This is a genomic window from Rubneribacter badeniensis, assembly GCF_002899695.1.
In the GTDB taxonomy this organism is placed as follows: Bacteria; Actinomycetota; Coriobacteriia; order Coriobacteriales; family Eggerthellaceae; genus Rubneribacter; species Rubneribacter badeniensis.
On sequence record NZ_PPEL01000011.1, the window covers coordinates 30,829 to 51,080 of the forward strand.

Genomic DNA, 20,252 nt, shown 5'->3' on the forward strand with positions numbered 1-20,252 from the left:
GTGTGACGCTCTCGGCATTGGGCGGTCAGGACGGCGCGGCGCGCTTGTTGCGCTCCTATTCGTTCTCGACGATGAACTTGCCTGCTAGGTAGCTGAGGGTGAGGTTGCTGCCGTAGGTGAATCCGGGCACCATATAGGTGTACTGCGCATAGAACATATCGCCTATCATGCTCCCGACGTTATACAACCCTTCAATGGGATTATCGTCTTTGTCGCATACCCGCATGTTCTCATCGGTGCGGAGGCCTCCAAGGATGGTGAGGAAAAAGCTCGTGTCGCTCACCTCTCCGTAGAAAGGTCCTTTGGACAGCGGAATCATAAAGCCGGGATGCTTGTGGAACAGGGAGTCTTCTCCTGATTCGCAGTCGGCGTTATACCGTTCGATGTTGTCGAGCGTGCTTTCGGGTAGTCCCATTTGGCTTACCAACTCGTCGAGCGTGTCGGCCTTGAAGTACAGGCCAGACTCCACGCTTTTCTCCCACGATGCGATAACGTCGTCTGCCGACAAGGGTTCGGCAATGCCGTAGGGTTTGCTGCCGTCGATCCATTCGAGCGGGTACTGTTCGGCGTAGTTGACATCCCATAAGGCGTAACTCACTCCACCGGGGCAGCCCATTTGGATAGTGAAGGGCAACGTGCCCAGCATCCCGTACTCATTACAGAAGCGTTTGCCTTCGCGGTTGACGGTGAACCCGGTGAAGGGCAAGACGCCGTTCATAGGGCCGGCTTTCACGCCGCCGCCGTTCGGGCAAGCGGGCCATGCCTTCTGCCATGCCGCGCCGATCCAAAGCCCCATCTTTTGTCCGTCTCCGGGGAACAACCCTCCGTACACGAGTTCCTTGTCGTAATTGGGCTCCTCGTCGAAGAAACTTTCGGTGATGTACTCCATTGCCTGAGGAGCGTATTTTGCCATCATGTCACGATTCGTGGAGAAATCGCCGGTGGCCAGCACCACGGCCTTGCTTCCCACATACTGGACATAGGTGCCGTCTTCCTTTTCGGCTATGACGGCGTTCACACGACCGCTTGTTCCGTTCGGCGTATCGCCGCGGACGAGCTGGCACGCTTTGGTGTGGTAGTGAATGGAGGTGCCGGACAACTCTTCGAAACGCGCCGCCAGCTCATTGACGACGAGAGGTTGGTTGAATCCCATGCCGGGGTTTTCGTCGTTGTACCAACCGTGCGCGCCGGGGACGTAGTAGATGGAGCCGCTCTCGTTGTTGATGGTGGGAACGAAGTTCTCGATGCCGGTTGTGTAGCCGCGTTCCTCCATGATATCGATGAGCCAGTTCATAACCTCTTCGGAGTGGTTGTAGTACTGGTACCATTTACGGGTGTCCACGCGGGCGCCGTTTGCCTGCAGCTCCTTTTCATACCATTCGGCGCTGTTGCGCGGAATGCCAAGGGCCTCCATGGTTTTGCTATACGTGGCGTGATTCGACCCGCCGCGGCTGATGGGTTTGCTGCTGGCGCTGATGAGCACCACGTTCGCTCCTTCTTCGGCGATCGAATTGGCCACGGTCAGGCCACCCGTGCCGGCTCCTACCACGACGACCTCCGCCTCGATGGTTTCTGCGATATCGGTGATGGGCTCGTCAGGAGTTTCAAAGGACCACGTTCCAAAGTACGAGTCGGCGGTCATGGCGCCGTCGTGCGCCGAGGACGGGGCGGTTGCGTTCGAGGCCGAGTCTGTCTGGGGCTTCGATGGCGAGCAGCCGGCCATTCCGGCAGCCACTCCGGCTCCGGCAAGGGCTGCTCCTGTGAGAAAACTCCGGCGCGTGAGGCCGTTTCGATGGGCGTTTCCCCGCGTTGCGTTTGCGTGCATGCGATCCTCCTCCTTGTTCTTCGCTGCCTTGAAGCCGGGATGCGCTTCCGTTGTCGATGCTGAAGGCTTCCCGACATGGCTCCCCTATACGCGCAAACTCGGTGAAGGGGTATCACCCAGAGGGGTGAAGTTGAAAATGGCTCCTTTGGGGGACGGCGATTTCGATGCAAGCGAGCGAATCTTTTTGAAGGGCGAAGGCGTTCTTTGCAAGAAAGGCCCGCAGTCTGCCGCTTTTTGCAGTTTGTGCGGGCCTTTCGGTTCTTCGAGGCGGCGCGACGCGACCGGCGCACGCCAAGCCGCGTCGCCGCCCCGCTGCGTCACTCGCTCCTCAGTGCCTCCACGGGGTCCTTCCTGCTGGCGGCGCTCGAGGGGATGAGGCCGGCCAAGAAGGTGAGGAATACGCTGATGCCCACGAGCACGAGGGCCGCCTGCCACGGCAGCGCCGCCACGTTCGCCACGTTGAACAGCGCGTAGACGATGGCGTTGGCAGGGATGCAGGCGAGCGCGGTCAGGCCGATGCCGATGACGCCGGCGGTGAAGCCCACGATGATCGTCTCGGCGTTGAACACGCGGCTGATGTCGCCCTTGCTGGCGCCGATGGAGCGCAGGATGCCGATCTCCTTCTTACGCTCGAGCACCGAGATGTAGGTGATGACGCCGATCATGATGGACGACACCACAAGCGAGATGGCTACGAACGCCACCAGCACGTAGCTGATCATGTTCACGATATCGGTGACCGAGGACATGAGCGCGCCCACGAAGTCGGTGTAGGTGATCACCTTGTCGTCCTGGCCCTCGTCGGCCATGCGGTCGTTGTACGCGTCGAGGATGTCGATGACGTGCTCTTTGCTCTCGAAGTCGATGGGGTAGATGTCGATGCCGGAGGGTTTGGCAACGTCGGCGTAGCCGAGTTTCTTGAGATTGCCGTCGTACGAGGCATCCTCGGTGCTCATGAGCGACATGATGAGCTCGCCAAGATCCTCTTCGGTCATGTTCATCTGGAACGCGTCCGCGAACGCGGCCTCGTCGATGCTCATGGCGTTGGCCATGTTGGTGGACAGCTGGCTCATAGATTGCTGCATGGCGGCCGACACCTGTGTCTGGAGCGCCGCGGACATCTGCTGCATGTACGCGGTCATGACGGTTTTCAGGTAGGTGCTCATGGCCGTTTGGATGGACGACTGCAGCTGGCCTTGCAGCGCTTGGGCCATGGCGGGCACAGCTTGCTGCATCTTCGCGGAAAGCTGCTGCTGCAGCTGGGATTGCAGGGCGGCGGTGGCTTGATCCATGTCGATGGACCCCTCGATAGCGGCGGCCATCTTCTCCTGCACCTCGGGCGTGGACAAGTACGCTTCGAGGGCCGCTTCCATGTCGGGCTCGTTGCCTTGGGCGACCCATTCATCGTACCACGCGTCGAACCCGCCCATGACCTCGGCCATCGCGGCTTGGATCTTCTCCGAATCCAGGTCGGGCTGCACCTCTCCCATGTCCAGCGTGATGTCGCTGAAGTCGATCATGCTGCCGAGGTCGATGCTGCCGGGGTCGACGGCGATGCCCGACGCGTCGAACGCCGGCAGCGCGTTCGCGTCGAGCGACAGGCCCGACAGATCGAGCGACAGGCCGGACATGCCCGCGGTCAGCGCGCTCTCGTCGATGGTGAACGCCGCCTGCAGCTTGCTGCCGTCGATGGTGAACATCGACTCCATGTTGAGGCCGCCCTCTTCGCTCTCGGCACCAAACTCTTTGCCGGTGAACACGTCCACGGCGGGGTCGGCCAGCTGATCCTGCACGATCGCGCTGCTTTCGGCCTGCTCGATCACGTGGCTTGCAAGCGAGGCGGGGTAGTTGAGGCCGGGGCTCAGCATGGTGGCGCTCGCGTCGTCGCGCGGCTGCACGATGCCGACGATCTTGATCTCCTCGCCGTTCTCCACGAGGTCGCGCATGTAGGCGTCGTCGTCGGTCTTGTCTTTCCATACGTGGTACTCGTCGTCGTAGACGTAGTAGTCGGCGGCGTTCACCAGTTTGAACGTGGTGTTCAGAATCTCGTCGTAGGAGGGATCCTCGATGTCGTCGGGGGTGGTCACGTCCTCTTCGGCAGCGAATTGGCTGACCATCTCGTCAAGTTCGGCCGAATCGCGCAGCCCCAGCGTGTACAGCATGAGGTCGCTCATGCCGCCGCTGCCGGTGAGCACGAGCACGCATTCGTCGTAGCGCTCGGGCCAGCGTCCGGCCTTCACGTCGTACTGACCCTCGTACAGATCGGGGTCGTTCGGCATTTCGTAGAACATGTCGGTGCTCATCATGGTGGACATCATGCCGTTCGAGCTGGTGGACGATCCCAGGCCCAGCATCGAGAACGACGTGTCCGGGTTCACCTGGTGCAGCGCCTCCGCGTCCGAGCTGAATATCTGCGGGGTCACGTCGTAGGAGTACTCGATGGCGCTCGTGTACTCCTCGATGCCGCTCTCGCCGCTGTCGAGGTATTCCTTGAGCGAGGCCAAGTCATTGCTGCCGATGCTCGAGAACATGTTGGTGACCATCTCGATGACGTGCACCGAATCGTCGCCCCCTTCGGCGCTCGCGGCCGTCTCGCCCATTTCGGCGCTTGTGCCCACGAGCATCGAGGTGAGATCGACGCCGCTGCTTTGGATCTGCAGCGGGTACTCGGACAGCGTTTCCTCCTCCACCGACTTGATGTAGTTGTTCACGCCGTTCGCGAGCGCCAGGATGGACGCGATGCCGATGATGCCGATGGAACCCGCGAACGCCGTCATGAGCGTGCGGCCCTTCTTCGTCATGAGGTTCTTGAACGACAGCGCGAGCGCTGTGGGAAACGACATCTTCGTGCGGCGCGCGGGCTTGTCGCTTTCGCGCAAGTCCTCGGCGGTGGGGTGGAAGGGGTCGGTGTCGCTTCTGATGACACCGTCGGCCAGGTTCACGATGCGGGTGGCGTACTGCTCGGCCAACTCGGGGTTGTGCGTGACCATGATGACGAGGCGGTCGTTGGCGATCTCGGTGAGCAGATCTATGATTTGGACGCTCGTTTTTGAGTCGAGGGCGCCGGTGGGCTCGTCGGCCAGAAGGATCTCCGGGTCGTTGATGAGGGCGCGGGCGATGGCCACGCGCTGCATCTGGCCGCCGGAGAGCTGGCTGGGCTTTTTGTTCACGTGCTCGCCGAGGCCCACGCGCTCGAGCGCCCGCATGGCGCGCTCGCGCCGCTCGGTGCGCGACACGCCGGATAGCGTGAGCGCCAACTCCACGTTGGCCAGCACCGTTTGGTGGGGGATGAGGTTGTAGCTTTGGAACACGAAGCCGATGCGGTTGTTGCGGTAGGCGTCCCAGTCCTTGTCTTTGTACTGCTCGGTGGAGATGCCGTCGATGACAAGGTTGCCCGAGTCGTAGTGGTCGAGGCCGCCGATGATGTTGAGCATGGTGGTCTTGCCCGACCCCGAGGGACCGAGCACCGCCACGAACTCGTTGTCGCGGAAGGCCACCGACACGTTGTCGAGGGCCGTCTGCGTGAAGCTGGCCGTGGTGTAGGACTTGCAGATGTTGAGCAGTTGGAGCATGGTGAGCCTTTCAGGGCGCGCGTTGCCGGCAGGCGTCGCGCGCGTGTCATGCGAAGGTTGCCGTTTTGTTGAACATGGTAGATTTTCCCGCCTTCCGAACGGTGGGAATGCTCAATCTCCACCGAGTTTACCGAACGGTTACCTTTCGCACGCTGCGGTGGGGACGAAGTTCCGCTTTCGGGTTCGAGCGCGCTGCGAAGATGGGGAGGGGGTGGGGTGCTGAAGATGGCGCTTGCGATAGGGTGTCGCGAAAGGGGCGTCTGCCTTGCATCGCGCGCGGCGGGGCGTCGGAGTGTCGGGCTGTCGTCGAAGCCAAGGCGCGCCGTCCGGGGTTTCGGCTGACTTCCGGCGCGTTGCCTTTCGGCGGGCGGGTGCCCCCGTCGGGCGAAAAATGCGGCATAATAGGCGCGAACGAACCGAAGGGCGCCGCGCGGCGCGGACATGCGATGCGCGAAGCGGCGCCGCTTGCGAGCGAAAGGACCGCGCATGGAACACGAAGTGGCATGGAAGCGCTACGATACGTCTGACCTCGAGGCGCTTGAGCGGCTTGCCGCCGACTACATCGATTTCATCAGCGAGAACAAAACCGAGCGCGAGTGCGCCGCCGCGGCGGTCGCACAGGCCGAGGCGTGCGGCTACCGCAATCTCGCCGAGGCGGTGCGCGAGGGGCGCGCGCTCAAAGCGGGCGACAAGGTGTGGGCGCTCTCGCATGGCAAGGCGCTCGTCTTGGCGCATCTCGGCGCGCGGCCGCTTGCCGAGGGCATGAACATCCTCGGCGCGCACATCGACTCGCCGCGCCTTGATCTCAAGCAGAATCCCTTGTACGAGGCGAATGACTTCGCGTTTTTGGACACGCACTATTACGGCGGCATCAAAAGCTACCAGTGGGTGACGCTGCCGCTGGCGCTGCACGGCGTCATCGCGAAGAAAGACGGCACGGTGGTGGACGTGCGGGTGGGCGAGGACGCGGGCGACCCCGTGTTCTGCGTGACCGACTTGCTCATCCACCTGGCCGGAAAGCAGATGGCGAAGAAGGCCAACGAGGTGGTGGAGGGCGAGGATCTGGACATCCTCATGGGCAACCGTCCCCTCGTCGTCGAGGGCGACGATGCGAAGGACGCCGAGAAGGAGCCGGTGAAGGCCTTCGCCCTCAAGCTGCTGGTCGAGAAGTACGGCATCGACGAAGAGGACTTCCTGTCGGCCGAGATCGAGGTGGTGCCGGCGGGCCGCGCGCGCGAGTTGGGCTTCGACCGCAGCATGGTGATCGGCTACGGGCAGGACGACCGCGTGTGCGCCTACACGTCGCTCGCAGCGCAGCTGGCGCTGGGCGACGAGGTGCCCGACAAGACGGCGGTGTGCGTGCTCGTTGACAAGGAGGAGATCGGCAGCGTGGGCGCCACCGGCATGGCGTCGCAGTTCTTCGAGAACGCCGTGGCCGAGATCATGGAGCTGGCTGGCGAGGGCGGCCCGTTGCCCCTGCGTCGTGCGCTTGCGGCGTCGAGCATGCTGTCCTCCGACGTGTCCGCAGGGTTCGATCCCGCCTACGCGAGCGTGTTCGAGGCGAAGAACAGCGCGTATCTGGGTCGCGGCCTCGTGTTCAACAAGTACACGGGCTCGCGCGGCAAAAGCGGTTCCAACGATGCGAGTGCCGAGTACGTGGCGCGCATACGCCGCATCATGGACGATGCGGGCGTGGCCTTCCAGACCGCCGAACTGGGGCGGGTCGATGCGGGCGGTGGCGGGACGATCGCCTATATCCCCGCGAAGTACGGCATGGACGTCATCGACTCCGGTGTGGCCGTGCTGTCGATGCACTCGCCGTGGGAGGTGTCCAGCAAGGCCGACATCTACGAGGCGCGCAAGGGCTACGAGGCGTTTTTGAGGAACGCGTAGGTGCGCTTTTCCGGGCTGCGTTCTGTTGCGTCCGGGCGCACGCTTGGGTTTGCGTCCGGACGCGCGCTTGCGTTCGCGCTTGGGCTCGCTCGGGTTCGCGTTTGGGCGCAAGTCCGGATGCGCGCTCGGGTTCGCGTTTGGGTCTACGCCTGGGTGTGCGCTTGGATCGCCTGACGCCGTGCGTCGTTGAAGTACGCGGGAGTTTGGGTTCACGCTTGGGTGCGCGCTTGGATCCGCGTTCGGACGCGCGTTTGCGTTCGCGCTTGGGCTCGCGCCCGGACTTGCGCTCGCGTCTGGGCGCGAGCCTGCTCCTGAACCGCGCTCGCGTCCGCGCCGAGGCCCCCGAACCTCCCTCTTGCGTCCCGGAAAAGGCTTCGCGTCTTCTTCGCATTGCCTCGCATGTTCGTTTGGCGGCCGATTTTGGCCACGAAACCGAGTTCTGGCACGGGGCCGTTCCGAAAAGGGCGGCTCCGTTTGTCGTGACCAGGCATTATGTTGGCAGATATCGGAGGCGGGCGGGCAAAAGGCGCGCAATGGCGCGTATTTCGTGCCAGAACGCGGTTTCGTGGCCATTTTCGGGCCGTTTCGCTGCACGAGCGCTTTATCGGGCGCGCGGACATGCGGGCGCGCGCCCACGCATGGCCGCGGAGATAGAAAGCGCATGGATGGAGAAGGGTTTCGATCCGCTGTGGGCAATCCTTCGCTACACTGCTTGCGCGGTTTATCCGCGTTTGGTTTTGTCGGTTGGACGCCTTGGTTGTGAGCGAGGTTTCGTTGGATCGGGAGAAATTCGGATCTCGTCTGGGGTTCATCCTGATCAGCGCCGGATGCGCTATCGGGTTGGGCAACGTGTGGAGGTTCCCCTACATTGTGGGGCAGTACGGCGGTGCGGCGTTCGTGCTGCTCATCGTGTTCTTTTTGCTGGTGTTCGCGCTTCCCATCCTCGTGATGGAGTTCTCCGCAGGGCGCGCCAGCCGCAAGGGCATTGCGCGCAGCTACAACGCGCTCGAGCCTCCCGGTACGCGGTGGCACCGGTTCAAATGGGTCGCTTTGGCCGGAAACTATCTGCTCATGATGTTCTACACGGTGGTGACGGGCTGGATGCTCGCGTTCATGGTGCGCAGCATGGCGGGCGCGTTCGAGGGTCTGGATGCGACGGGTGTGCAGGAAGTCTACGACGCATTGTTGGCGAACCCCGTGGAGTCGGCGGCGTACATGCTGGTCACTGTTGCCGTTGGCGTGCTCGTGACGCGCGCGGGTCTGCAGAAGGGCATCGAACGCGTCACGAAGGTGATGATGGCGGCGCTGTTCGTGGTGCTGGCGGTGCTGTGCGTGCGTGCGGTCACGTTGCCGGGGGCGGGGGAGGGCCTTGCGTTCTATCTCATGCCCGATTTCGGAAAGCTGTTCGCAGGGGCGACGCCTGCCGAGCAGTGGTCGACGTTTTTCGAAGCCGTGTTCGCGGCCATGGGACAGGCGTTCTTCATGGTGTCGGTGGGCATGGGGTCTATGTCCATCTTCGGAAGCTATCTGGGGAAAGAACGTCGGCTGACGGGCGAGGCTCTTGGCATAGCCGGACTTGACGTGCTGGTGGCCGTGATGGCGGGCCTCGTCATCTTTCCGGCGTGCTTCGCCTTCGGGGTCGAGCCGGGCGCAGGGCCGGGGCTTGTGTTCGTCACGTTGCCCGCGGTGTTCTCGCAGATGCCGCTGGGTCAGTTGTGGGGCGCGCTGTTCTTCCTGTTCATGAGCTTCGCCGCGCTTTCCACTGTCATCGCGGTGTTCGAGAACATCATCGGATTCAGCATGGACGAATGGGGCGTGCCGCGCGGGAGGGCGTGCGTTGTGAGCGGTGTCCTGATCGCGGTGTTGTCGCTGCCATGCGTGCTGGGTTTCAACGTGTGGGCGGGTTTCGAGGTGCCCGGCATCGGCAACATCCAGGCCGTGGAGGATTTTCTCATCTCGAACACGATCCTGCCCATCGGCAGCCTCGTCTTGCTGCTGTTCTGTACGATGAGGCGCGGGTGGGGCTGGGACGCGTTCGTGCGCGAGGCCGACACCGGCGAAGGGCTGCGCTTTCCGCGTTGGGCGCGCGGCTACGTGCGCTTCGTTCTGCCGGTGCTGATCGCGGCGGTGCTTGCGGCTGGCTACCTTCCCATCGTGCGAACATGGCTGGGGATGGCGTAGCGCACCTGGCCATGGTGCAGCGTGCGAGTCCGGTTTCCGCGGCTCGGAGAGCGGGCGTGGAAACCGGACGTTGGGCGGTGGTTCTCTTCGTGGCTGCTTCCACCGGTGCCGCCGGTGGAAGCAGCCACCTTTCACCTTCTAGATCTCGGCCTTCACGGTTTCGGCCATGAGGTAGCCGTAGTTCAAGGCGGCGTCGAAGCCCATGGCGTAGGGGCGGCCGTCCTTCTCTTCGATGGAGCCGCACACGTCGCCTGCCGCGTACAGGCCGGGGATGGCCTCGCCGGCGTCGTTTTGCACGCGTCCGGCGGTGTCGATGACAAGCCCGCCCGTGGTCAGGTAGAACGTGGGAATGCAGGATATCACCCAGATGCCGTCGTGCGTGTCGAGGTAGGGCAGCTTCGAGCGTCCGAACTCGTCTTCCTCGCCGGCGAGCGCGTGGGCGTTGTGCGTCTCGAGCGTGGCTGCCAGCTCGGGAAGCCCCAATTCCTCGGCTGCGGCTTCCACGGAATCGTAGTGCACCATGTCGCCGCGATGTTCGAGGCACTTGTAGGTGTCCATGGCGTACAGCTCGTTCTTGTTCGTGGTGATGCGGCCCGCTTCGTCGGTGATGTAGTAGAACGCGCCGCCGTTGGCCTCGTCGAGGAGCGCGCGTCCGAGCACGCCGTGGTTGTCCGACATGATGTTGCCGAACTGCTTGCCCGAGGCGTTCACGAGGATGCCCGGCGTGGTTTGGTACAGGAAGGCGATCTCGAAGTTCGAGCCGGCCTGGTTCGTGGTGGACAAAAACGCGCCCAGCTCGCGTCCCATGCACTCGATGGCGCCGCCCGCTTTCTGTCCCAGCTCGATGCCGTCGCCGGTGGAGCCGGGCGCACAGTTGAACTTGAACTCGGCGTAATCGGGGTAGTGCTCTTTGAGCATCTCCTCGTTCGCCGCGAAGCCGCCCGACGTGAGGCACACTGCCTTCGCCGTGACGATCCAGGTGGAGCCGTCGCACCCTTCTGCTTTAAGCCCGGTGACGCGTCCGTCGGCGTCCTGCACAAGCTCGGTCACCTTCGTGGCGTACACGATCTGCCCGCCGAGCGCGCCCACGCGGTCCACGAGGAAGTCCTTCGCGTAGCCGCAGCCGCCCATGTAGCAGCCCGGAGCCAGGTAGGGCGTCACGCCGTAGGCTTTGTTCACGCCCAGGCTGTAGAAGCCGATACCCATGTCATGCATCCAGTCGACGAGCTGACCCGAATTCGAGTACATGGCCGTCTGGTACGGCATCGCGCCGTCGAAGCGGTCGTTCTCGGCGACGAGGTACTTCTGCATGACGCCCAGCATGAGCTCCTTTTTGTACATGGGGTTCTCGTCGGCGCGGCCGAGGGCGTAATTCGTTTGCAGCTGCGATTCCGCGGCGGCCACACCCGAGTACGTCATGGGCATGGAACCGCCGGCGATGTCCTGCTTCTCGAACAGGATGACGGACTTCCCGGCTTCCAGCAACCGCGTCGCCGCGACAAGGCCCGCGGTCCCGGCGCCCATGAGCACTACGTCCACCTCGGCGGTTTGCGCGGTGCCGCCGCTGGGGGTGGTGGTGCCCAGGCGGTAATCCTTCGGATCGCCGCCGGCGTTCGTGATGGCGTCGGCCACGGCGGTTTGGACGGCCATCGAAGTGGTGGTGGCTCCGGTGACGGTGTCCACATCGAGGTTCTTGGATTCCAGGATGCGCGCGGCCATCATCGGCGCGGCAGTCGAACCGATGCCGATCGTGTCGTCGCAGCGCAGCACGCTCACACCGGCGATGTCGCCGCCAGCCACGGTCACCTGCACGTACAGCGTGTCGTCGTGGCCCATGGCCGTGCCGATCCACTTGCCGTCGGTGAAGCTTTCGGGGACGCTCTTTTGCGGCTCGGCTCCATCCTTCTGGTCGTCCGCTGCCTGTTGCGGCGCGGCGCATCCGGCCAGGGCGCCGAGCGCGGCGACGCTGCCGATCGCGAGCGACCCCTTGAGAAAGTTCCTGCGATCAAGTTCCATGGTTGCTCCCTCCTTACTCTGGGTCCGAACGGCTTCGGCGCTGCTGGGGGCGCGCCGTCGGCGGCGGCCCCGTTGGTGCTCGGGCGCATCCGGCGAGCGCATCCGGGTTGCGGCCTGGTGCTGCCCGAGGGGCGCATCCGAGCTCTCGTGCCGCCGTTGCCGTGCGGGGTGGACGGGTTCCAGTATGGGGCGCGCGAAGGGGAGGGTCGACACCGACCGTGGGTGCTTTTCGGGCAAAGGGATGCGCACCCCTCCCCGATTTTCGGTTATTTTTGCATTTCACCTGCTCACGCGATGTCCACCAGCCGACTAACCCCGTCGTTTTCCGCGCGATCACGCCTCATCAGGTGGGAAGAGCGGCTACAATAGCGAAGGGAGGAGGTGGCGTGGCGAACGGGTTTTCTGACAGAGTGCTGGGGGCGGCGGGGTTCGGCTTGTGCAAGGCCGCGATTTCGGTTGCCTATATCACGGCGATGGGGTCGGTGTCCTCGAGCGTTGGGTTCGTGTCCGAACTCGATTTCATGTTCACGATGAATATGGCATCGTTCGTCACGGCTTTCGTTGTTTTGCTGCTGGTGGGGACGGGGCGTTTGCGTCCGGGAAGGCTATCCCAGGTGCCTGCCGTCATCGCATTACTTGTTGGGTTCTTTCTGAGCGCGACGGGTGTGATGACGGGGCTGCCCGTGGGCGCTACCGCTGCGCTGTACGGCCTTCTGTGCGGCTTCGCGCTGACGGTGCTCAATGCCGCATGGCTTGAGGTGTTCGCTGCGGAGTCTGACGCGACGACCGGCGTATGCCAGGTTCTCGGCGGGCTTGTCGTGCAGTGCGCGCTTGTGTCGGTGGCGCCGCTTTTGGCTTCGTTCGCAGCCAGCGTGCTCTCCATCGTGGCGGTTGCGACGTCGGCACTGCTGCTTTCGCGCCTCAAGCGCAAGGTCGCGTTTCCCGGGAGGGTGCCATTGCTGCCGGAGCGGTCGGACGAGCGGTTTCGGTTGCTGCAAGCGTGCTTGTGCCTGTTCGTCCTCGTGGGCGTGGTGGGTATTCTGCACACCACGGTGCTCGGGTCGCAGTCGGAGCATATCGTGGGCGATGTGAACATGTGGATGCCCCTCGTGGCGGCCACGATGCTCACGGCGGTTGTGGCGGGTCTGACCATGCGCCATCCCGATCCCACGGCGGTGTACAAGGGCTGCCTGCCGGTCATGCTGGTGCTTTTGTCGCTGCTGCCGTTTTTCGGCGAGGTACTCGGCGGGCTGGCCGGATTGGTGATGATCACGTGTTATGACGTGTGCGGCATGGTGTTTCTGCTGTTCATCGTCGACCGAACGCGCGCGCTGGGCGTATCGGTCTACGCGTTGTCGAGCGTGTACTCGGGAGGATCGGGGCTGTTTTTGGCTGTTGGGCTGGGCATCGGCAACGCCCTCGGCGCGCTGAGCGCCGACTACGGGCTGTCGCTTTTGACGCTGCTGGCGTTCGCGGCCATCTATCCGCTGGCCCTCGTGCTGTTGGTGGTGCTGCGGCGCGTGTATCCTGCAGGAGCAGCGGGCTCGCGTGCGGAGGGAGGGGAGCCGGCTGGCGTCGCGCAGGTCGAGGGCGCGGGAAGGGCGAGCGCTGTCGCTCGGGGCGCTGGTGCGGGGGAAGTGCGTGCTGCTGCGGGCGCAGATGGGGAGAGGCGTGCGTCGGCGTGGGCGTCGGCGGGCGATTGCGCGGGGGAGGGCCGCTTGAGGAGCGCTGACGCGGGCGCGGATGCCCAAGCGGCGGTAGGCGCGGCCGCTTCGACGGGAGAGGCTTCGAGCGACTTGCTGCGTGCGAAGATCGAGCCCGGGGTTGCTCCTGTTGTCGAGGACGTGCTTGCTGCGGGGGCCGATGCGGTGGCGGCTCGCTTCGACCTCACGCGTCGCGAGCGTGAGATCCTTGGCTACCTGGCGCGCGGCCGTTCGGCTCGGTTCATCGCCGAGACGTTGGTCATCTCCGAGAACACCGCATGGGCGCACATCAAGCGCATCTATGCGAAGACGGGCGTCCATTCCAAGCAAGAGCTCATGAGCATGGTGGAGCGACGCGCGGGCGAGGGCGCTGGGCGATGATTGCGCGGGACGCGCTGGTCAGCGCTCACCTCCCTCCCTCTCCGCTTCCCGCGCCCCTTCTGCCTTTCTGCCCCTTCCGTCTTCCGCCCTTCTCCTTGATGCTGATGCGTGTACGGTAAGGGATTGAAAAGTTTTTCTTGATAGTTTACCGAAGGTTCGTGGCAGAGGTCACATACGGTAAAGTTATTGGCAGTTTTTCGTGATATTGTACCGAAATCGCTTGTTCGCACGCTGAAAAGCGTGCCGGAAGGGCTTTCTAGGGTTGCTTCGCCTTCCTTGCGGTAAGATATCGCTGAAAATTTCTGAATCTATTACCATAATGAGCATCTTGCTGCACGGCTTTCTTCGTTGTGCGTTTGGGATGGTCTCTTCTTGCCGCGTTTGCGCCGTCCTCTCGTGCGGCCCCGCCATGCCGCCCTCTCCGTCGCGCGCTGCTGCACCGTCGTCCCCGCGCGCCCCTGAGCGTCGCCTTCGCCGCTCGGGTCGCGAATATTTCTCCATATTCGGAGTTTTCCCACAACAAGCCTCGCGCGGGTGGCGATCGCGTGGCTATAATAGCAAACAACACCCGAGCAACGGATGCTTGACGGGATGCTTTCGCCCGCCGCGTTGAGACACCCGCGCCGCACCCATGCGCAGACCGCGCCGACCGCAGATGGAGGAGTCATGGCCTACTACTTCGACGAGCCGTCCCGTACCTTCAACGAGTACCTGCTGGTTCCGGGACATACCCCGGCATCGTGCGTGCCTACGGCTGTGAGCTTGAAGACTCCGCTTGTGAAGTACCGCAAAGGCGAGGAGGAGTGCCCGCTTTCGCTTAACATCCCTATGGTGTCGGCCATCATGACCGCCGTGTCCGACGACCGCATGGCGGTAGCGCTGGCCACCGAGGGCGGCCTGTCGTTCATCTACGGCAACCAGTCCATCGAGGATGAGGCGGCCATGGTCGCACGCGTCAAAGACTACAAGGCCGGCTTCGTCACTTCCGACGCTAACCTCTCGCCCGACATGACGCTGGCCGACGTGGTGGCCCTCAAGGAGGAGCATGGACACTCCACTATGCCCGTCACCGATGACGGCACGGCGCATGGCAAGCTGTTGGGCATTGTGACCGGCCGCGACTACCGGTTGTCGCGCATGGGGTTGGACGAGAAGGTGGCCGACTTCATGACGCCGCGCGAGAAGCTTATCGTGGCGCCTGCGGACACCACGCTCAAGGTTGCCAACGACATCATCTGGGATAACAAGCTGAACTCCCTGCCCATCGTGGATGCGGACGACCGTTTGGTGGCGCTCGTGTTCCGCAAGGACTACGATTCGCACAAGTCCAACCCCAACGAGATGTTGGACGCGCACAAGCGCTACATGGTGGGTGCGGGCATCAACTCCCGCGACTACGCCGAGCGCGTGCCGGCGCTCGTGGAGGCTGGCGCGGACGTGGTGTGCATCGACAGCTCCGAGGGCTTCTCCGACTGGCAGAAGATAACCATCGAATGGGTGCGCGAGCACTACGGCGACACGGTGAAGATCGGCGCGGGCAACGTCGTGGATGCCGACGGCTTCCGGTTCCTGGCCGAAGCGGGCGCCGACTTCGTGAAGATCGGCATCGGCGGCGGCTCCATCTGCATCACGCGCGAGACGAAGGGCATCGGTCGCGGTCAGGCCACGGCCACCATCGAGGTGGCGAAGGCGCGCGACGAGTACTTCCGCGAGACGGGCGTCTACATCCCGCTGTGCTCCGACGGCGGCATCGTCTACGATCACCATATCTCGCTCGCGCTGGCCATGGGCGCCGACTTCGTCATGCTGGGCCGCTACTTCGCCCGCTTCGACGAGAGCCCGTCGAACAAGGTGATGGTGAACGGCACCTACATGAAGGAGTACTGGGGCGAGGGTTCGGCCCGCGCGCGCAACTGGCAGCGCTACGACCTGGGCGGCAAGAAGAAGAACCTCACGTTCGAGGAAGGCGTGGACAGCTACGTGCCCTACGCCGGCAGCTTGAAGGACAACGTGGACGTGACACTGCTCAAGCTGAAGTCCACCATGTGCAACTGCGGCGCGCTCACCATCCCCGAGTTCCAGGACAAGGCGAAGCTCACGTTGGTGTCTGCCACGTCCATCGTGGAGGGCGGCGCGCACGACGTGCTGCTGAAGGACAAGACTCCCTATGTGAGCAACACCATGCGCTGATCCTTTTCAGGCGCGTGCCCTGCATGACGACCCGGCCCCGCCCCCTCCCTCCCTGCGGGGCCACTTTTCAGGAAAGGCCGACGTCCCCTTCATCAGGGGGCGCCGGCCTTTCGCGTGGCTGGGGGCGAGGCGTTTTCAAGAAGCGGCGTGCCGAGGCATCGGAGCGCGTTGTCTGTCTGGGATGGGCGTCTGGTGCGAATGGATGTTTCACGTGAACCATCGGGAAGAATCGTTCGTCTGTTGTTGGAGGGGGCTGCGCGTCGTTCGGTTTCAGCGTGTTTTGCGTTTCGCGCGTGGCTTCGTTGCGCGTTCAGCCCTCTTGGTGTAGTGCTTGCGGCTTTGGCGCGCGTCTGACTGCCGGCGTCGTCAGATGCCGGCACAGCGTTCACGTCGCGTCGAATGCTCGGACGTCGCGTCTTCCTCGCCCGGCTTTTTGCCTTTCTTGCGCTCGCGTTTCGCGTCTTGCGCTCCTCGCGCCTCGTTTCCCGTTTGCCCGTACCGTTCGCGCGGAGACGGGCGGGAGCGTTGTGCTGCAGTCGCACGATGCGACGCCGCTCTAGCTTTCCCGCGCCGTTCGTGCGGCGCGGACGTTAGGAACGGTGCGCCACGACGGTGGGGTTGGCTTTGATGACGGCGTGCAGTTCGTCGATGTAGCGCAAAAGCAGGGGGCTCGGGCGGCGCTCGTTGTGCATGAGGTAGCCCACCTGCATCGTCTCGTCCACGTCGAGCGGAATGCTCGCGATGCCCGAGTGCATTTCGGCTGACAGCACGCCGGTTGACAGCGTGTAGCCGTTGTAGCTGGTCAGCAGGTTGGTGAGCGTGCCGCGGTCCGAGATGCGGATGTTGCGCTTGTGCGGCAGGTGGGCAAGCGGCTCCTCGGAGTAGTAGAACGAGTTCGTGGTGCCCTGCTCGAAGGAATAGCGCGGATACGGCTCCAAGTCCTCGGGTCTAAGCAGCGTGCGCGCGGCCAGCGGATGGTGCTCGCCCACGAACACATGAACGCGCGCGTCGAATAGGGGGAAGTACGTCACGTCGGCGTCGTCGAACGCCTTGCGCAGCACGCGGCGGTTGAAGTCGTCGGTGTAGAGGATGCCCACTTCGCTGCGGAACGTGCGCACGTCGTCGACGATCTCGGCCGTGGTGGCCTCGCGCAGGACGAATTCGTACTCTTCGCTCTCGCATGCTTCCACCACGTTCACGAACGCCTGCACGCTGAACGCGTAATGCTGCGTGGACACGGCGAGGCGCAGATGGACGGACCCTTTGTCGGCGTAGCGCGCTTCCAGCATGTCGGCCTGCTCGATGACCTGGCGCGCGTAGCCCAAAAGCTCGGTGCCGTCGTTGGTGAGCGTCACGCCGCGGTTGCTGCGCGTGAAGACGGTGATGCCCAGCTCGCGTTCGAGCTCTTTGATGGCGGTGGACAGGTTCGACTGCGAAGCGTACAGGTTTTGCGCGGCGGCGTTGATGGAGCCGTACTCCGCGATGGCGATGAGGTAGCGCAGCTGCTGCAGGGTCATGGTGCCTCCCCGGCCGAATCGAGGCGAGCGGCGAGCCCGCCCGCTTGTTCTGTCAAACGTGATCGTTCCTATATTTTACTAAGTTATTGATTTTGTAGATAGCGAACCATCAAAACATCGAATGGCCTGAGAGGTTGTGCTCAGGGGCCGTTCGTGGTTTCATGCTTTACGCCGCTTTTCGCAGGAAAACCCCTGTTGACGAACGAATGTTTCACGTGAAACATTCGGGCCGGATCGCGGATGCCGCGACGCGGGGCGCGAAGGCGGTAACGGAACCGTATACGAACAAGGAGCATCTTCATGCGCAAGGACATCTCTCCCGATCAGAAGTATTACGACCCGGAGATCGAATGCATGCCGCGTCCGGAGCTCGAGGCGTTGCAGCTTGAGCGCCTGAAGGACATGGTGGCCTACGCGTACGACAACACGGTGTACTACAAGCGCGCGTTCGACGAGGCCGGCGTGGCGCCGAGCGACCTGCAGACGCTGGCCGACATCGCGAAGTTTCCCTTCTGCGACAAGAAGACGGAGCGCGAAACCCAGCATGTGGGCAGTTTCTTCGGCGAGATGTGCTCCGTGCCCGAGGAAGAGGTCATCTTCATGGCCACGTCGTCGGGTTCGACCGGCGTTCCCACGGTGAGCCCCTTCACGCAGGAGGACTTCGACCTGTGGCAGGACACCGAGGCGCGCCTGTTCTGGCAGGCGGGCATGCGTCCGAACGACCGCTACGTGCACGGTCTGAACTTCGCGCTGTACGTGGGCGGCCCCGACGTCATCGGCGCGCAGCGTTTGGGCGCGCTCGCCATCTGGGTGGGCGCCGTGCCGTCCGACCGTCTGCTGTTCGTGCTCAAGCAGTACCAGCCCACCGTCATCTGGACGTCGCCGTCCTACGCGTGGCATCTCGGCGAGATCGCCAAGGAGAAGGGCTTCAACCCGCGCGAAGACTTCAGCATCCACACCATCATTGTGGCCGGCGAGGCGGGCGGCTCCATCGCGTCCACGCGCGAGGCCATCGAGAACCTATGGGGCGCGAAGGTGGTGGACTTCTACGGGCTGTCCGACATCTACGGTGCCTGCGCGGCCGCCTGCGAGGCGCACGACGGTCTGCACATCGTGGAGGATCAGATCCTCGTGGAGACGGTGGATCCGGCGACGGGCGAGGTGCTGGCTCCCGGCGAGACGGGCGAGCTGGTGTTCACCACGCTCATGAAGAAAGCGCGCCCGATGATCCGCTTCCGCACGGGCGACATCGGCTATGTGAGCACCGGCACGTGCGAATGCGGTCGCACGCTCGCGCGCATCCATGTGACGGGTCGCAAGGACGAGATGTTCATCGTGGGCGCCGTCAACGTGTTCCCGAGCGATGTGGAGTTCGTCGTGCGCGGGTTGGAAGGCCTGACCGGCGAGTACTCCATCCGCGTGTACGAAAAGGACTTCACCTGCAAATACGAGGTGTCGGTGGAGCGCGCCCAGGGCAGCGACGAGCCCTACGACGAAGTGGCCGCCCGCACTGAGGCCGCGCTCAAGGCGCACACCGGCGTGCGTCCCGCCAAGGTCATCGTGTATGATGCAGGCAAGCTGGGCACGTCGTCCGAGCACAAGGCATCGCGCTTCATCGATGAGCGTTGCCAGTAGATTCTGGCGGCTTGACGGCCGCCGGAACGGCTCGACGCTGCGGCCGGCTGTGGCACCGAATCTTCGCGCGCTGGCGAAGGCTCACGTACCAAAGCGCGTGGAGCGCGCCGTACCCGCCAACGCGAGGCGCCAATCTTGCGCGACGAGCGCGCAAGATGCGCCCGCTCGGGCGCATGGCGAGGAACCGAACAAGCCAAAGGGCTTGTTCGCCACTGACTGATTTGGGCACGCGAGAAGGAAATCTTGCTGAAAGGAACCACCTATGACCACTGAAACCACCTTCGCCGTCTCTGGGCAGCACTACCTGTTCAACGTGCAGACGTTCGCGCACGTGGTGTTGGCGCTCGGCGGCGATGCGTACCGCTACGCGCTGCGCGACCGCACCACCCGTGGCGTCATCGATGACGTCGCCAGCGGCAAGAGCGAGCTGGGCGTGCTGTTCGAGACCTCGGCCACGGCCGACGATGTGAACGCGGCGCTCGACGCGGCGGGCCTCGAGTTCGTCGAGCTCATCCAGTCGGCTCCGCGCGTAGCGCTGCCGAAGAGCCATCCCATGGTGAACGCCGAGAGCCTGACGCTCGAGGACATGGAGGACTTCCCGTACCTCTACTTCGAGCAGGACGCTGATTCGCCCGTGGCCTTCGCCGAGGAGGCGCTTGCCGATGCGCCGCGTGCCAAGAGCATCGCGTGCACCGACCGCGCATCGCTGTCCGAACTCATCGTGGCGCTCAACGGCTACACGGTGACGAGCGGCATCCTCGTGGGCATCTCCGACGGCGCCGGCCTCAATACCGTGCCGCTCGACACCGACGTGCAGCTGCGCCTCGGCTACGTTGTGCGCAAGGGCGAAGAGCTTGGCGAAATCGGCCAGCGCTTCGTGGACACCCTCAAGAAGAACCTCGTGAAGTACGCACGCTTCTAGCCGCGAGCGCGGGCGATGCAAAACGAGCCGAGGGGCGGGCGCCTGTTCCGTACGCGTGCATGCGGAGGTTTCGGGAAGGCGCACGCCCCAAACCGCAGCGGGAACAGCTCGTCTCGCATGCGTGCACGCGGAGGCTCCGGCGACGTGTAATCGCGCGCCTTGGCCAAAGCGTTTGCAGTGCGCGCCTTGGCCGGGGAAGGTGCTGATGGCTTTGCGTCTGACGCCGGAATCGCGCAGCAAGCGCCAGACGTTGCCAAATGGCTCGATTAGTGCTTTTGTGCGTCTAGAAGGGGGGTGCGGACAAAAAGTTGGACACTCCGGTGTCCGGATTGGAGTCCGCATGTACCCGTTGGAGACCAGGGAGCTCGCCGTGGAGGCCGTCGCGGCGGGGTTCAGCCTGACCGAGGCGGCCGAGCT

Annotated in this window: 11 protein-coding genes; 7 read left to right on the forward strand and 4 right to left on the reverse strand. The window is 63.8% G+C overall.

Features of this window, described 5'->3' with window-relative positions; all coding sequences use genetic code 11:
• Nucleotides 1-55: 55 nt before the first annotated feature.
• Both C2L80_RS03735 and C2L80_RS03740 read right to left on the reverse strand, forming a co-directional pair.
• Nucleotides 56-1,825, reverse strand: a complete 1,770-nt coding sequence (locus C2L80_RS03735; protein ID WP_087193810.1) for an FAD-dependent oxidoreductase — start codon at nucleotides 1,823-1,825, stop codon at nucleotides 56-58.
• Nucleotides 1,826-2,142: 317 nt separating this feature from the next.
• On the reverse strand, nucleotides 2,143-5,397 hold the full coding sequence (locus C2L80_RS03740; RefSeq protein WP_103262678.1) for an ABC transporter ATP-binding protein/permease: 3,255 nt from the start codon (nucleotides 5,395-5,397) through the stop codon (nucleotides 2,143-2,145).
• A 486-nt stretch (nucleotides 5,398-5,883) separates the two neighbouring features.
• On the opposite strand from C2L80_RS03740, the gene C2L80_RS03745 reads away from it, so the two are divergent.
• Complete coding sequence (locus C2L80_RS03745) at nucleotides 5,884-7,290, forward strand: aminopeptidase (RefSeq protein ID WP_103262679.1); 1,407 nt, start codon at nucleotides 5,884-5,886, stop codon at nucleotides 7,288-7,290.
• A 774-nt stretch (nucleotides 7,291-8,064) separates the two neighbouring features.
• The gene (locus C2L80_RS03750) at nucleotides 8,065-9,471 is read left to right on the forward strand and encodes a sodium-dependent transporter (RefSeq protein ID WP_103262683.1); all 1,407 of its coding nucleotides are present in this window, start codon (nucleotides 8,065-8,067) and stop codon (nucleotides 9,469-9,471) included.
• A 138-nt stretch (nucleotides 9,472-9,609) separates the two neighbouring features.
• On the opposite strand, the gene C2L80_RS03755 is transcribed toward C2L80_RS03750, so the two are convergent.
• Nucleotides 9,610-11,487, reverse strand: coding sequence for an FAD-binding protein (locus tag C2L80_RS03755; protein WP_103262680.1), 1,878 nt, complete (start codon nucleotides 11,485-11,487; stop codon nucleotides 9,610-9,612).
• Between the two features lie 386 nt (nucleotides 11,488-11,873).
• Here C2L80_RS03755 and C2L80_RS03760 point away from each other — a divergent pair, with 386 nt between their 5' ends.
• Both C2L80_RS03760 and C2L80_RS03770 read left to right on the forward strand, forming a co-directional pair.
• Nucleotides 11,874-13,571: a helix-turn-helix transcriptional regulator gene (locus tag C2L80_RS03760; protein WP_224759075.1), complete on the forward strand. Its 1,698-nt coding sequence runs from the start codon at nucleotides 11,874-11,876 to the stop codon at nucleotides 13,569-13,571.
• Nucleotides 13,572-14,237: 666 nt separating this feature from the next.
• On the forward strand, nucleotides 14,238-15,761 hold the full coding sequence (locus tag C2L80_RS03770) for an IMP dehydrogenase (RefSeq protein ID WP_092200199.1): 1,524 nt from the start codon (nucleotides 14,238-14,240) through the stop codon (nucleotides 15,759-15,761).
• A 590-nt stretch (nucleotides 15,762-16,351) separates the two neighbouring features.
• On the opposite strand, the gene C2L80_RS03775 is transcribed toward C2L80_RS03770, so the two are convergent.
• Nucleotides 16,352-17,278, reverse strand: coding sequence for a LysR family transcriptional regulator (locus C2L80_RS03775; protein WP_087195480.1), 927 nt, complete (start codon nucleotides 17,276-17,278; stop codon nucleotides 16,352-16,354).
• Nucleotides 17,279-17,578: 300 nt separating this feature from the next.
• Here C2L80_RS03775 and C2L80_RS03780 point away from each other — a divergent pair, with 300 nt between their 5' ends.
• The 3 genes from C2L80_RS03780 to C2L80_RS14125 all read left to right on the forward strand — a co-directional run.
• Nucleotides 17,579-18,913: a phenylacetate--CoA ligase family protein gene (locus tag C2L80_RS03780; protein ID WP_103262681.1), complete on the forward strand. Its 1,335-nt coding sequence runs from the start codon at nucleotides 17,579-17,581 to the stop codon at nucleotides 18,911-18,913.
• A 262-nt stretch (nucleotides 18,914-19,175) separates the two neighbouring features.
• Nucleotides 19,176-19,835: a LysR family transcriptional regulator substrate-binding protein gene (locus C2L80_RS03785; protein ID WP_103262682.1), complete on the forward strand. Its 660-nt coding sequence runs from the start codon at nucleotides 19,176-19,178 to the stop codon at nucleotides 19,833-19,835.
• A 205-nt stretch (nucleotides 19,836-20,040) separates the two neighbouring features.
• On the forward strand, nucleotides 20,041-20,252 hold a 212-nt coding region (locus tag C2L80_RS14125; RefSeq protein WP_204600531.1), incomplete at its 3' end, for a hypothetical protein.

Excerpts from the sequence above, each read along its gene's own strand:
- C2L80_RS03735 (WP_087193810.1), bottom strand. The coding sequence starts at position 1,825 with ATGCACGCAAACGCAACGCGGGGAAACGCCCATCGAAACGGCCTCACG.
- C2L80_RS03740 (WP_103262678.1), bottom strand. The coding sequence starts at position 5,397 with ATGCTCCAACTGCTCAACATCTGCAAGTCCTACACCACGGCCAGCTTC.
- C2L80_RS03745 (WP_103262679.1), top strand. The coding sequence starts at position 5,884 with ATGGAACACGAAGTGGCATGGAAGCGCTACGATACGTCTGACCTCGAG.
- C2L80_RS03755 (WP_103262680.1), bottom strand. The coding sequence starts at position 11,487 with ATGGAACTTGATCGCAGGAACTTTCTCAAGGGGTCGCTCGCGATCGGC.
- C2L80_RS03770 (WP_092200199.1), top strand. The coding sequence starts at position 14,238 with ATGGCCTACTACTTCGACGAGCCGTCCCGTACCTTCAACGAGTACCTG.
- C2L80_RS03775 (WP_087195480.1), bottom strand. The coding sequence starts at position 17,278 with ATGACCCTGCAGCAGCTGCGCTACCTCATCGCCATCGCGGAGTACGGC.
- C2L80_RS03780 (WP_103262681.1), top strand. The coding sequence starts at position 17,579 with ATGCGCAAGGACATCTCTCCCGATCAGAAGTATTACGACCCGGAGATC.
- C2L80_RS03785 (WP_103262682.1), top strand. The coding sequence starts at position 19,176 with ATGACCACTGAAACCACCTTCGCCGTCTCTGGGCAGCACTACCTGTTC.